We start from the raw sequence: 13236 nt of genomic DNA on the forward strand, positions 1-13236 counted from the left end.
TAATTGTATATGATAATACCCATTTTGAGAAGGCAGGGAGTTGAATGTCCAAATTTCTGAAAGGTACCATGATCCTGCTAGCTGCAGGCCTGGTGACCAGGGTCCTGGGCTTTATAAACAGAATTGTCATCGCCCGATTTATAGGAGAAGAAGGCGTTGGCCTTTATATGATGGCTTTTCCCACCATGATTCTTGTCGTCACCATCACACAGCTTGGGCTGCCGGTTGCTATATCTAAGAATGTGGCCGAGGCGGAGGCAAAGGGAGATACAGCAAAAATCAAGAAAATATTAGTTGTTTCCTTAGCGACGACTATCTCACTTTCAATTGTTTTCACTCCTGCTTTAATTTTGCTTGCTCCATTATTATCAGATACACTCTTTACCGATAACCGCACACAGCTGCCCTTGATGGCAATCGCCCCTATCGTGCCAATTATTGCAGTTTCTTCTGTCATTCGGGGTTATTTCCAGGGCAGACAGAACATGAAGCCTGCAGCCTATTCCCAGATGATTGAACAGGTAGTCCGAATCAGCCTGATCGCTTTGATGACTAAGGCATTTCTGCCATACGGAATTGAGTATGCGGCAGCAGGAGCCATGCTTGCAGCTGTCATAGGGGAGCTTGCATCATTGCTTTATTTATTGACTACATTTAAGCTTAAAAAGAAATTCAGAGTCAGGAAACAATTTTTTAAATTTGTGTCTTCCGGAAAAAGTACATTTAACGAATTGATGACCGTTGCCCTTCCAACAACAGGCAGCAGAATGATCGGTTCAGTTGCCTGGTTTTTTGAACCGATTGTGGTAGCACAGAGTCTGGCACTTGCAGGGGTGGCGGCCGCTGCGGCTACGAAGCAATATGGTGCTCTTACCGGCTTTGCCATGCCTCTTCTGATGCTTCCATCGTTTATAACTTATTCTTTGTCAACATCTCTTGTCCCGGCTATCAGCGAAGCAAATTCCCAAAACAATATGCGCCTGATCGAATACCGGCTTCAGCAGGCACTTCGGTTTGCATTTATTACTGGCGGCCTGGCAGTGGTGGTTCTTTATGTCCTTTCCGATCAATTGATGGAAGTAATGTACGGCTCCCCAAGCGGTTCTCATTTTATTAAATTGATGGCACCATTTTTTCTGTTTTATTATTATCAGGGACCGCTTCAGGCAACTTTACAGGCATTAAATCTGGCCCGTGCCGCAATGATCAACAGTCTGATTGGCGCTGCCGTTAAAACGGCAGTCATCTTTCTTCTTGCCAGCCAGCCTGCATTTGGCATCAATGGTGTGGCGATGGGAATTCTGACCGGCACAGTCCTGGTGACCATGCTTCACTTTGCAACCGTACTGAAAGCTATTTCGTTTACTTTTTTCATTAGGGACTATTTAAAGACGTTTATTGCCATGTTTTTGTCAGGAGGCATTGGCTTCTGGATGCTCAAAGATTTACTTTCTCCTGACTTGAATACAGCAGTGAGGGTAATTGTGATTTCTTCTGCCATCGCTTCTGCATACATCATTTTCTTATTATTATTCAAGCTGATTAAAAAGGGGGATCTGATTCGGATTCCATGGGTTGGCAGACTGTTATCAAGGTTTGCATTTAGATAATTTCCGATATCAGAAGGGCCAGCTCAATCTTTCATATCTTGAGCTGGCCCTCAATTTATTTCCTTTTGTCGATCAGATCTACATAAAATTGGCCATTTTCATAGCTGCAGAATGATATACTGGATAACTCTTTATACCCTTCTTTTCTAAGCTCCTGACGCAGCCAAAAGTCACTTTTATTTATCGTTTCCAGATTGGTTTTCTGAATTGTCCCATCTATGATTAAAGGGATCGTAATCCCCCCCTCTTTGCTGTCCTTTTTTTCAAACACTGACAAAGTACCGGAAGATTCAAGGATGGCAAATTCCACATTTGAGATTTTGGCAATATCTTTTTCTCTTAACTGCAGAAGCAGGTCATCAAAGTTATACCGCTGTTTCCTCATGGCATTTTCATCAATTTTTCCTTTATTAATAATAATGGTCGGTTTCCCATCAACGACATCCCTGAACGTTTTGCTCTTCAGGGAAAATATGGCCAGCACAATCTGCACAACCATCAAAAGGAGCATTGGCAGCACGTTTTTCAAGATTTCTGAATCCGGGGTTTCAATCGCTACTACTGCAAGTTCAGCAATCATGATATAGACGACTAAATCCAGGATGCTTAATTCACCAATTTCTCTTTTGCCCATTAGTCTAAAAATGAGAAGAATGACTGCATAGAGAAATAATGTTCTTCCTACAATGATTAGATATTCTTCCACTTCTACAGCACTCCTTTTGATGCAATCCTTTATATCCTTCCGCATATTGAAACTTTTATGATTTTATCAGGCTTTTTCTTTGAACATTTTAGATTCTATTTTTTCATTGTGTGAATATGCTTGTACTAAGGATTAAGCTGAATAGCCTCTGGGGTAAAAGCTGTTCCTATTTACTGATTCAGAAGGGAGAGGGTCAATATAGAAGAGTCAAAGAACTTCGGAAGCGCCGTACTTTATGGAATTATCGCCATTTTTGCCATTGCTGTAGCGAGCAGTCTCATTTTTTCACTGCTTCTGCGGTTTACCTCGCTGCAGGAGTCTTCCCTGCAGTATATTATTACTGCTTTTTCGTTTGTTTCTCTTTTTGCGGGCGGGTTCATTTCCGGAGGTAAAGGGAAGCAAAAAGGCTGGCTGATTGGAGGCTTGACAGGCCTTATTTACTCAATCGTTATTTTTCTATTTCAATATTTAGGACATGACAGTCTATTTGATATGGAGCAAATGATATACCACACATGTTTCACGCTGACTGCAATGATGGGCGGTATATTGGGAGTAAATCTCAACACCAAAAGAACAGCTTAAAAGAAAAGCGGAGGCGCCTTGCGCACCCCCGACACCTCGAGGGGGTAAGTTCCTCCTAAAAGCTAACACTTTTAGTCGTCCGATGAATATGCTGTCGAAGCGTTCCGTGTGGAGCTAGACAATTATCGAGGTTCAAAGTATGTCCTACTATAAAAAAAGAAGGTCCGGAAATTCAGGACCTTCTTTTTTTGATATTAAGATTTTGCTAATACATCTCCAGTTGCCTGCGTTACTTCGCGAATCGCTGCACGATCGTATGTAAGACGGCTTCCGTCACCACATTTAATAACCACTTTGTCTTCGTCGATGGCATCAACGAATCCATGAAGGCCGCCGATTGTAACAACCTTATCTCCCTTTTTCAAATCACCCTGCATTTGCTGAACTGCCTTTTGGCGTTTCTGCTGCGGACGAATTAACAGGAAATAGAATAAAACAAACATCAGCAATAATGGTCCTAATGTTCCTAAAAGCTCCATAGTTTTCCCCCCTTTCAAAGATTGTCCCGCTTTAAGGCTGCTCCTTAAATGAACTCTCTTTTAATATTAAAAGTTCTTCGCGTTAGGCTTATTGAATCCATACCTTTCGAAAAACTCTTCTCTAAAGTCACCCAAACGATCATCTCTAATCGCCTGTCTTACCTGCTCCATTAATTTTAGCAGAAAATAGAGATTATGGTAAGTTGTAAGCCTGATTCCAAAGGTTTCATCACAGCGGATCAAATGCCTGATGTAAGCACGGCTGTAATTGCGGCAAGTATAGCAATCGCAATTCTCATCAATTGGGCCAAAATCTCTTGCAAATTTTGCATTTTTAACAACCAGTCGGCCATTACTTGTCATCAATGTTCCGTTTCTGGCAATCCTTGTAGGAAGAACGCAGTCAAACATATCAATCCCTCTGATTGAACCATCAATCAGGGAATCGGGAGATCCTACTCCCATAAGGTACCTTGGTTTATCAGACGGCAAAAGCGGTGTTGTGAACTCTAGCACACGGTTCATTACATCTTTAGGCTCGCCCACAGATAAACCGCCCACAGCATACCCCGGGAAATCAAGAGAGGTTAAGTCTCTCGCGCTTTGTTTACGCAGCTCCTCATATTCTCCACCCTGTATAATTCCGAAGAGTCCCTGATCATTCGGTCGTTTATGTGCTTGTAAGCAGCGCTCAGCCCAGCGTGAAGTCCGCTCTACTGACTTTTTCATATATTCGAAGGAGGCTGGATAAGGAGGGCATTCATCAAATGCCATCATAATATCTGAACCAAGGGAATTTTGAATATCCATTGCTTTTTCAGGTGATAAAAACAGCTTGTCGCCATTCAGGTGGTTCCTGAAATGAACGCCTTCTTCTTCAATCTTACGGAATTCACTAAGACTGAACACCTGAAACCCGCCGGAATCTGTCAGAATGGCCCGGTCCCAATTCATAAACTTATGCAGGCCGCCTGCTTCTTCTACAATTTCCTGACCCGGTCGAAGCCACAGGTGGTAAGTATTGCTCAGAATAATGCCCGCTCCCATTTCCACTAATTCTTCAGGGGACATGGTTTTTACTGTAGCTAGTGTTCCCACGGGCATGAACACAGGAGTTTCAAAAGATCCATGCGGCGTATGGACCCGTCCCAGACGGGCACCGGTTTGCTTACATGTTTTAATTAATTCATAACGAATTGCAGTCAAGTTGCAGTTCTCCTTCCATTTTAAAAGCTCAGGAGCAATTATTACTGCCTGGCAAGGCGAAAATAATGCTACAAAATGAGCATAGCATCTCCAAAGCTGAAGAACCGATAACGCTCCTCCACGGCCTGATTATAGGCATTCAGTACGTTCTCACGGCCTGCTAGTGCACTTACAAGCATAATTAATGTCGATTTAGGCAGATGAAAATTCGTAATCATGCCATCAATTGCTTTAAATTCATAGCCAGGATAAATGAAAATATCTGTCCAGCCGCTTGATTCTTCAAAACGGCCATTGTGCAAGGAAGCAATGGTTTCTAAAGTCCTCGTGGATGTAGTCCCCACACTGATAATTCTTCCTCCATGCTCACGGACTTCATTCAACAGCCGTGCAGTCCCTTCTGTTACCTGGTAAAATTCAGAGTGCATTTCATGCTCATTCAAATCCTCCACATTAACAGGCCTGAAAGTTCCCAGACCAACATGCAGAGTAATAAAAGCAATATGCACACCCATTTCCTTAATCTCTTCAAGGAGCTCCTCTGTAAAATGAAGGCCTGCTGTAGGGGCTGCAGCAGAACCGCGTTCACGGGCAAACACAGTCTGATAACGGTCACGATCATCAAGCTGCTCCTTAATATAAGGAGGCAATGGCATTTCTCCCAATTGCTCCAGCACCTCATAGAAAATCCCGTCATACTTAAACTCCAGTACCCTGCCCCCATGATCTGAAGTTCCAGTACAAACAGCAGTCAAATTGCCGTTCCCAAACGTTATCTCAGTTCCTTCTTTCACTCTCTTGGCTGGCTTGACCAGCGTTTCCCAGGAATCCCCTTCAAGCTGTTTAAGAAGAAGCACCTCTATTTTCGCACCCGTGCCTGTTTTCTCTCCAAACAGCCTGGCAGGAAGGACCTTTGTGTCGTTCAGCACAAGACAATCTCCAGATTTGAGATAATTTTTAATATCTTTAAATACACTATGCTGAAGATTTCCGGTTTTTTTATCAAGGATCATTAGCCTGCTGCTTGTCCGATCAGCTAAAGGCGTTTGTGCAATTAATTCCTCAGGCAAATGAAAATCAAACCAATCTACTTTCATGATGTCACCCTCTGTTATTCATATAGACTACCGAAGCCTTCCAATAAAATAAAAGATGGCAGAAAGAATAACACTGATCAAAATCGATGTAACGACTGGAAAATAAAATGTCGTATTGCCTTTCTTGATCACTATATCCCCCGGCAGCTTGCCAATATTAATAAACTGGCTTATAAATCCGATCGCAAAAATGATGGCACCAATGACCATCAGCCACTTTGATATGCCGCTCAATCAGCAGGCACCTCCATCTGAAAATGGCGGTACACCAGGCCAGTTACAATTCTTCCTCTTGGCGTCCGCTGAAGAAACCCAATCTGCAATAAATATGGTTCATAAACATCTTCAATCGTGTGTGCTTCTTCCCCAATGGTCGCCGCAATTGTTTCAAGGCCAACAGGTCCGCCGCGGAATTTTTCTATAATCCCTCTTAATAATTTATGGTCAATATGGTCAAGGCCTAAACGGTCAACCTGCAAAAGCTCCAAAGCTTCCTTGGCCAGCGTTTCACCAATCTGGCCATCTGCTTTGACCTGAGCAAAATCCCGGACTCTCCGGAGGAGCCTGTTTGCAATTCTAGGCGTGCCCCTTGACCTTCTGGCCACCTCAATGGCGGCTTTTGGATCTATACCAGTGTCAAGAACCTCAGCTGTACGGACAACAATATCAGTCAGCTGCTCTTCTGAATAGTATTCAAGCCTGCTAAGCACTCCAAAACGATCCCTTAACGGGGCCGATAACGACCCAGCCCTTGTGGTCGCGCCAACTAGTGTAAAGGGCGGTAAGTCCAGTCTGACTGATCTGGCACTTGGCCCTTTTCCGATGACAATATCCAGACAGAAGTCCTCCATTGCCGGATATAGAACTTCTTCGATAGAACGCGGCAAGCGATGAATTTCATCAATAAACAGGACGTCACCAGGTTCCAATGCAGTCAGGATCGCAGCCAAATCACCAGGCCGTTCTATGGCAGGTCCTGCAGTAGTTCTGATATTTACTCCCATTTCATTGGCTATAATGGCAGCCAGTGTGGTTTTCCCCAATCCAGGCGGTCCATATAGAAGGACATGATCTAAGGTCTCCTCGCGTATTCTGGCAGCTTTGATAAAGATCTCGAGGTTCTCCTTTACTTTATCCTGTCCAATATACTGCTTTAGTGTCTGCGGGCGCAGACTCTGTTCAAATGAAAGATCCTGAAGATCAGCTTCACCGGATATTATCCGCTCTTCCATACATAATCACCTACTTAATATCAGCTTAAATGAATCGGACCGGTTACAATACATTACAGTTTTAAAAGCTTTTGCAGGGCCTTCTTTATGTATTGGTCCGTTGTAAGCTTTTCCTTCTTCAGTTCCGGTGTAATCTTTTTCAGTTCCTTATCTGAATAGCCCAGCGCTTTTAATGCAAGCAAAGCTTCTTCCAGGTCTCCTGAAGGCCCGCTTTCAGCCTGAAGTTTATCCCCTGAAAACAGATTAGGGAAAAAGTCAGGTACAATATCCGGCAGCTTCCCTTTCAGATCAAGAATCATCTGCCTCGCTGTTTTCTTTCCGACTCCAGGAAACTTAACGAGGAATGCTTCATCTTCATTTTCAATCGCCTGCACCACCTGTTCCGGTTCACCTGAAGCAAGAATTGCAAGAGCTCCCTTCGGCCCAATTCCGGTAACATTCAGCAGCTTGGTAAACAGGGTCTTCTCCTCCCGAGTCTGAAAACCGTACAATGCCATAATATCTTCCCGTACATAATGATACGTGTATATCCTGACCTCCTGCCCGAACTCCGGGGTATAGCTAAATGGATTGGGCGTTAAAATCTGATAGCCAATACCATTGTTTTCAATAACCACATATTCCGGTCCGATAAAATCCAGCTTGCCTCTTACGAATTCATACAATGCCTTTCTCTCCTCTGATTTAACTGTACCTCATTGTACCATATTATATTTTAGGCACGAAGAATAAAATGCTGAACAGGCTGGGGCAGATACATTGTTTGTGGACGAAAATCCTTTGGTAAGCAGGACGCTTATATCAGCCAATGCCTTAAACTCATTCTATAAATTAACATCCACTTTTATCAATTGCTTCCCGCCTCTTTCAATACCGAGATAACGCAAAGTTTCAGCGGAAGAATGGTGATTATAAATGGACATAATGATTGAAATGGCAATCCCTTTTCTATATGCATGATAGCCAAATGTTTTTCGAAGTGTATGTGTGCCGATCTTCCCTGGAATTCCAGCTTCCTTTGCAGCATTATTTATGATCCGATAGGCTTGCTGGCGGGTAATTGGCTGGTTATTCTTTTTAGATTTGAAAAGGTAATCACATTCAGAGCAATCATGCTGGGTAAAATATTTTTTCAGTTCTTTTTTCACGCTGTTATTTAAGTAAAATGCTTTATTTTCGTCGCTATTGAGATCATTTAAATAAATAAACTCTTTTATCTCCTTCCCATCCCAAACATCACTAATTTTCAGAGATAGCAAATCACTCACCCTTATACCGGTATTTATGCCCAATACAAAAAGCAAAAGATCCCGCTGTGACTGATGTCTTAAAATCTCTTTAATTTTATTTATGCTTTTGATGTCCTTGATAGGATCAACATATTCCACAAGATTCCCTCCTGCAACTAATGTTACATAAGTATAAGCTATCAAAAAATAAGTAACATTACAAATGATTGGTGCAGTTCATAAGAAAAGCGGAAGCGCCTTGCTTACCTCCGACACCTCGAGCAGGAAGACGCTGGAGCTAGACAGTTATCAACGTTCAAAAATAATTACTTTCTTATTGTTTAAAAAAACGGAAACATGCAAGAGAATCCCATTCCCTTGCATGTTTTACTGCATTTTCAATTCGCTTGCTTTTCACCGGCAGTATAGCTTTTAAAGGTCTCCAGAACTTCTACATATCGATCTTTTGTTACAATGGGAATTCCTTTTTTTAATTCTTCACATTTTGTGCTTTCTAATCTCCCTAAATCGATTTGAAAGAAAGACTGAATGATATTTGTTTCTTGCGGCCTTCCATTGAAAATGGTTAAGGTGCCGTCCTCGGTTACACCGAAGTACCCATTTGCTTTTAATAATGGCGATATATCATCCATTTTCCGGCGGAACACCATATAATCTATATCCATATCAACAAGCTGCCATTGATCATATTTAGCCCAGAAATCTTCAAGGGTCCATATGGTTTCCTCTATCGTTTCCTGGCTCACTTCCCCATCCAGATATTCTCTTTCCAAAATGACATCCATCTTAAGCGGCCCTTCAATGTGTTTTTCTGCTGCCTCAGCATATACAGAAGTACCCTCAGATAAAAAGTTGAATGCATCTTTCTGGAAGAAGGGGTAAAAGGAAGCAGCTCCTATTAATAGCAAGCTCCATATGGTTCTCATGATCGATCACCTCGATTAAATAGTAACTTATGCAGCATCCGCCTGAGCTGTTTTCGCTAATCTTTATGATTAGTGTGACCAACATTTTCATGTTTATCCTGAAAAAATTTAATTATGTAAAAAGGGGCAGAGCCCAGCAGCTTTGCCCTCTTTCCTAAATCATTATTTTTCCCTGCGGAATAAACTTTTTAAATCCCAATCAATTTGCTCTCGCGGACCGCCATCACGCAGATTGTTATCAATGTTTCTTAAACGGCTAAACGTTCCTTCGTCTGTTACCACCGTGGCAGATCTCCCGCGTAAATATGGCTGAACCGCTTCATGAATCGCTTCTTTCGTCTGTTCTTCCTTATCATAATCATTCAAGTCTACAGCAATCAAAACATCGCTTCCATAAGTAACAGATCTGACATCTTCAACGTTCGGAACAGAAGCTGCAACGTCGCCAATTTTTTCAGCAAGCTCACCTTCATAAGCTTGATAATAAGAGTTTTTGGCTTGTCGTGTATTGTCATCGAGATGTCCATGATAATTCGCATCGCTATGGCTAAATCGATTATCTCTCCGTAAAAAGCTGCGATCCCTGTCAGCAAGAGGAACAGTAGGGTTTTCAGTATTCTCATTTCTTACTCTTCTTGCATTATTGTCCACCCGGTTGTAGCCGTTATTTTTTCCCTCTCCGCCCAGAGTATGATCCATCATTTCTGTCAGAGGCCCATCATTATCTGTACCATCTTCTACCCGGACATTCCCACCGCGGTTTCCGTGATTTTCATTTGAATAATACCCCATGGGCTGACCAATTTCATTCTTTCGATCAACAGATGCATCTTCATTTGTTCCGCATCCTGCCAATCCCATCGTCATGATGGCAGCAATCGGAACTGCAATTAATTTCTTGTGCAAGCGAAAAACCCCCTCGCTAATATTACAAGCCATGAGCATTTCTGCTCTTTCTTAGCTTGTGAGCGAAAGGAGGCTTTCATTCTGTCCATTTACGTCCAATTTTTTTGTACATTATTTGTTTTTCTCATTGACGGCATATTTAAGAGCCTTAATAAAACGCTGTCTCTCAGCAAACTGACCTACAGTTAAATCCAAAACAGGACGAATCTTTACAGAATCAAGATATGTTCTATCCCTTATTACACGATTCCATTCCCTAAATATATCAGTTGGAAATGCCAATGCATGAAGAAAGCCCTTTTCTTCAAGATTGGATTTAAATATTGAATATTTCCCCAAATCGTCAAATGACCATTTCATAAAAGGGAGGATGCGGTTTGCATACTGCAGGTAATCGGAATGAGGGGTACCTATTGTTATCAGGTCAAAATCAAGCAAATATAAAGATTGATCTTTTGCTCTGAGAAAATTATGATGGGCTACATCACCGTGCAGAATAACCTTCCTCCCGGATTGAAAAAGCCAGGCTTCCTCTTCAATGCCTTTTAAGGCCCAATCTGCCCAGGCTAATAATTCATTAATAATTTCTTTTTGGACAAAATATCTTATTACAGGGAGATTATTAAGGAAAAGGGTCGCTCTCTCTCTCCACTTGTCTGCCTGCCGATATGCCGGCACAACCGTTTGGTAACGGCTTACAAGCTTCTCTGTAGTATCGTGGAAACTCTTCAGCAAATTCAGCCCTTCCAAACGATCCCTCTTCAAAAAATAGGTGAACACTTCTTCCGAAGGCGGGATGTACTCCAGACACCCAAAATATGTCCGGTCAAAAAACAAAGGCGGTTCTTTGGCAATCTCATAAAAAATATATGTTTTTGCAAATCCTTCATTCATTAATGATGAAGTAAATGCCTCCTGAAGCTTTAGCCGGTGATAGGATGAAAATCCTTTCAATATAAAGGCCCGCTCTTGCGTCCTCAGTAAATAAACCTTCTTTCTGATCGGCTTTAACTCTTCAATTTTAAAAGGCAGCTGATCTCGCAAATAGGAGAGGAGACGATTTTGAACTAAATCGTCTCCTCCATTATTAACCGTCGTATTCACTGCTTTCGTCAATGCTTCTTGGCATTCCAAACGCCTCTCCGCCCATTTGGCCAAAACCTGGACCGAATCCTGGTCCAGGACCATAGCCAAATCCCGGACCATATCCCTGCCCTGGACCGAATCCTGGCCCTGGACCGAATCCTGGCCCCGGACCGTAGCCTCCCGGAGCAAATTGCGGTCCTCCACATCCGCAATCATTGGAAGCACCCATCACTGAACCAGGCATTAATGGCTTTTGAGACATACCCGGAGATTCTTCCATTCCCTGCACCTGCGGCATGTGTGGCATTTGATGCGGCATCTGCATTCCCATATCTTCTGCACCCATTACACCCGATGGCATTTGATGCGGCATCTGCGGCATCATTGCTCCTTGCACCTGCGGCATCTGATGCGGCATTTGCATTCCCATATCTTCTGCCCCCATCACACCCGATGGCATTTGATGCGGCATTTGCATTCCCATGTCTTCTGCCCCCATCACACCCGATGGCATTTGATGCGGCATCTGCGGCATCATTGCTCCCTGCACCTGGTGTGGCATCTGATGCGGCATCTGTGGCATCATTGCTCCCTGCACCTGGTGTGGCATCTGATGCGACATCTGCGGCATCATCGCCCCTTGCACCTGATGTGGCATCTGATGTGACATTTGCATTCCCATATCTTCAGCCCCCATCACACCCGACGGCGTTTGAGCCATTGGCATGAACGGTGAAGATTCATCATAATCCGGACTTTCAACTCCAGCCATCATACCCATATGAGGCATTTGATGCTGCGGCATCTGGTGTGGCATCTGCGGCATCATCGCTCCCTGCACCTGGTGTGGCATCTGATGCGGCATCTGCGGCATCATCGCTCCCTGCACCTGGTGTGGCATCTGATGCGGCATCTGCGGCATCATCGCTCCCTGCACTTGATGTGGCATCTGGTGCGGCATCTGCGGCATCATCGCTCCCTGCACTTGATGTGGCATCTGGTGCGGCATCTGCGGCATCATTGCTCCCTGTACTTGAGGATAAGGCATTTGCGGATAACATGGGTTAAAAGGAAACATTGGCTGATATTGACCTCCTTGATGTGTATATAAAGAAGATTCGCTTTCCGGCGATTCAGGACTTTCTTGATTTGAAGCCGTCTTTACCTGCGGAAGGATATTGACTGGTTTAGGCGGGAGCTGGGGCTGTGGCTTGTATTCTGATATAGGCAGTGGTTTTTGCTGTGGTTTTGTTTCTGCAGGCTTCACTGGTTTTTCCTTCACTTTAACCTCTTTAGCCGGAAGCGGTTTCTGCTGCTGCGGTTTAACCTCTTTTGCTGGAAGCGGTTTCTGCTGCTGTGGTTTAACCTCTTTTGCTGGAAGCGGCTTTTGCTGCGGAGCCGGCTGCTGAATATTCATCATATAATAATTATTTATATCAATTTCAGGCATAATAGGCTTTGGCATTTTAGGCGTATAAGGTTTTTTGGGAACTTCTTTTGGTGCAGGTTTTGGCACTTCTTTCGGAATTTCAACCTTTGGCGCCGTTACTTTTGGCATTTCCTTTTTCGGTGCTTCTTTTACCGGCTTTTCCTTAGGTGCTTCAGCTGATGGCATGGTAATAGGTTTCTCTTTGGCAAAAGGTTGTTCTGCTTTTGGCATTTCCTTTTTGGCACCCATATTTATTTTTGCTTCCGGTTTTCCTCCAATAGGAGCCTCTTTTTTTATTGAGCCCCCGCTTGCAGGAACTTTTATTTTCATACCGGGCATAATCATATCAGGGTTGCTGAGCTGTGTATTCATCTTTTTCAGCTCTTCAAAATTCACGCCGTACTTTTTGGCAATCTTCCAAAGAGTATCCCCTTTCTGTACGATATGGATTTTCACTCTGAATTCCCTCCTATGCGTAAGGTGATACTTCCATCACAATGATGGTTAGTAGAACCAATCGGGCATTTACGGGCATTTCATCCATTTATTTGAAAAGTGCAGATTAGTGCCCGTTAAATCGCGATGAGTCCATATAGTGTATGAAGAAATGGGCAAATTGCTAACAATCTACACAAAAAGATATGCATTTTTCCCAGGATTTATGATTCATCGTTTCTTCTAATCCTATTAACAGCAAAGGGCAGCAAGGCAATAAAAAAATCCT

Annotated in this window: 14 protein-coding genes; 2 read left to right on the forward strand and 12 right to left on the reverse strand. The window is 43.2% G+C overall.

What is annotated here, in order from left to right; translation table 11 throughout:
• Positions 1 to 44 precede the first annotated feature (44 nt).
• Positions 45 to 1610 (forward strand): stage V sporulation protein B, encoded by a 1566-nt coding sequence (gene spoVB / locus DFO72_RS03195; RefSeq protein WP_113882731.1) that lies wholly within the window; start codon positions 45 to 47, stop codon positions 1608 to 1610.
• A gap of 55 nt (positions 1611 to 1665) precedes the next feature.
• Here the strand turns inward: spoVB and DFO72_RS03200 are convergent, their stop codons facing one another.
• A complete protein-coding gene (locus tag DFO72_RS03200; protein WP_113882730.1) occupies positions 1666 to 2316 on the reverse strand; it encodes a DUF421 domain-containing protein in 651 nt (216 codons plus the stop codon).
• A gap of 198 nt (positions 2317 to 2514) precedes the next feature.
• On the opposite strand from DFO72_RS03200, the gene DFO72_RS03205 reads away from it, so the two are divergent.
• Positions 2515 to 2901: a TIGR04086 family membrane protein gene (locus DFO72_RS03205; protein WP_113882729.1), complete on the forward strand. Its 387-nt coding sequence runs from the start codon at positions 2515 to 2517 to the stop codon at positions 2899 to 2901.
• Between the two features lie 194 nt (positions 2902 to 3095).
• Here the strand turns inward: DFO72_RS03205 and yajC are convergent, their stop codons facing one another.
• From yajC to safA, 11 genes are all read right to left on the reverse strand, one after another.
• The gene (gene yajC, locus DFO72_RS03210) at positions 3096 to 3380 is read right to left on the reverse strand and encodes a preprotein translocase subunit YajC (protein ID WP_113882728.1); all 285 of its coding nucleotides are present in this window, start codon (positions 3378 to 3380) and stop codon (positions 3096 to 3098) included.
• 66 nt (positions 3381 to 3446) lie between these two features.
• The gene (tgt, locus tag DFO72_RS03215) at positions 3447 to 4586 is read right to left on the reverse strand and encodes a tRNA guanosine(34) transglycosylase Tgt (RefSeq protein WP_113882727.1); all 1140 of its coding nucleotides are present in this window, start codon (positions 4584 to 4586) and stop codon (positions 3447 to 3449) included.
• A gap of 68 nt (positions 4587 to 4654) precedes the next feature.
• The gene (queA, locus tag DFO72_RS03220; protein ID WP_113882726.1) at positions 4655 to 5683 is read right to left on the reverse strand and encodes a tRNA preQ1(34) S-adenosylmethionine ribosyltransferase-isomerase QueA; all 1029 of its coding nucleotides are present in this window, start codon (positions 5681 to 5683) and stop codon (positions 4655 to 4657) included.
• Positions 5684 to 5710: 27 nt separating this feature from the next.
• Positions 5711 to 5917, reverse strand: coding sequence for a DUF2905 domain-containing protein (locus DFO72_RS03225; protein WP_009333097.1), 207 nt, complete (start codon positions 5915 to 5917; stop codon positions 5711 to 5713).
• Complete coding sequence (gene ruvB, locus DFO72_RS03230; RefSeq protein WP_113882725.1) at positions 5914 to 6915, reverse strand: Holliday junction branch migration DNA helicase RuvB; 1002 nt, start codon at positions 6913 to 6915, stop codon at positions 5914 to 5916. Before ruvB ends, DFO72_RS03225 begins: the two co-directional genes overlap by 4 nt.
• A 53-nt stretch (positions 6916 to 6968) precedes the next feature.
• Positions 6969 to 7580, reverse strand: coding sequence for a Holliday junction branch migration protein RuvA (gene ruvA, locus DFO72_RS03235; protein WP_113882724.1), 612 nt, complete (start codon positions 7578 to 7580; stop codon positions 6969 to 6971).
• A gap of 159 nt (positions 7581 to 7739) precedes the next feature.
• Positions 7740 to 8303, reverse strand: a complete 564-nt coding sequence (locus DFO72_RS03240) for a tyrosine-type recombinase/integrase (protein ID WP_113882723.1) — start codon at positions 8301 to 8303, stop codon at positions 7740 to 7742.
• A gap of 239 nt (positions 8304 to 8542) precedes the next feature.
• The gene (locus DFO72_RS03245; protein ID WP_113882722.1) at positions 8543 to 9091 is read right to left on the reverse strand and encodes an intercompartmental signaling factor BofC; all 549 of its coding nucleotides are present in this window, start codon (positions 9089 to 9091) and stop codon (positions 8543 to 8545) included.
• Positions 9092 to 9253: 162 nt separating this feature from the next.
• Positions 9254 to 9997: a YhcN/YlaJ family sporulation lipoprotein gene (locus DFO72_RS03250; RefSeq protein WP_113882721.1), complete on the reverse strand. Its 744-nt coding sequence runs from the start codon at positions 9995 to 9997 to the stop codon at positions 9254 to 9256.
• Positions 9998 to 10108: 111 nt separating this feature from the next.
• Positions 10109 to 11131 (reverse strand): phosphotransferase, encoded by a 1023-nt coding sequence (locus tag DFO72_RS03255; protein ID WP_309472963.1) that lies wholly within the window; start codon positions 11129 to 11131, stop codon positions 10109 to 10111.
• Positions 11085 to 12968: a SafA/ExsA family spore coat assembly protein gene (gene safA, locus DFO72_RS03260; RefSeq protein WP_113882720.1), complete on the reverse strand. Its 1884-nt coding sequence runs from the start codon at positions 12966 to 12968 to the stop codon at positions 11085 to 11087. Before safA ends, DFO72_RS03255 begins: the two co-directional genes overlap by 47 nt.
• Between the last annotated feature and the right edge of the window lie 268 nt (positions 12969 to 13236).

Origin of the sequence: Cytobacillus oceanisediminis, from assembly GCF_004366035.1 — a bacterium.
Classification (GTDB): Bacteria; Bacillota; Bacilli; order Bacillales; family Cytobacillaceae; genus Cytobacillus; species Cytobacillus oceanisediminis_C.

Bases quoted from the DNA above. Each gene is read 5' to 3' on its own strand.
- spoVB (WP_113882731.1), top strand. From the start codon at position 45: ATGTCCAAATTTCTGAAAGGTACCATGATCCTGCTAGCTGCAGGCCTG.
- yajC (WP_113882728.1), bottom strand. From the start codon at position 3,380: ATGGAGCTTTTAGGAACATTAGGACCATTATTGCTGATGTTTGTTTTA.
- queA (WP_113882726.1), bottom strand. From the start codon at position 5,683: ATGAAAGTAGATTGGTTTGATTTTCATTTGCCTGAGGAATTAATTGCA.
- ruvB (WP_113882725.1), bottom strand. From the start codon at position 6,915: ATGGAAGAGCGGATAATATCCGGTGAAGCTGATCTTCAGGATCTTTCA.
- DFO72_RS03245 (WP_113882722.1), bottom strand. From the start codon at position 9,091: ATGAGAACCATATGGAGCTTGCTATTAATAGGAGCTGCTTCCTTTTAC.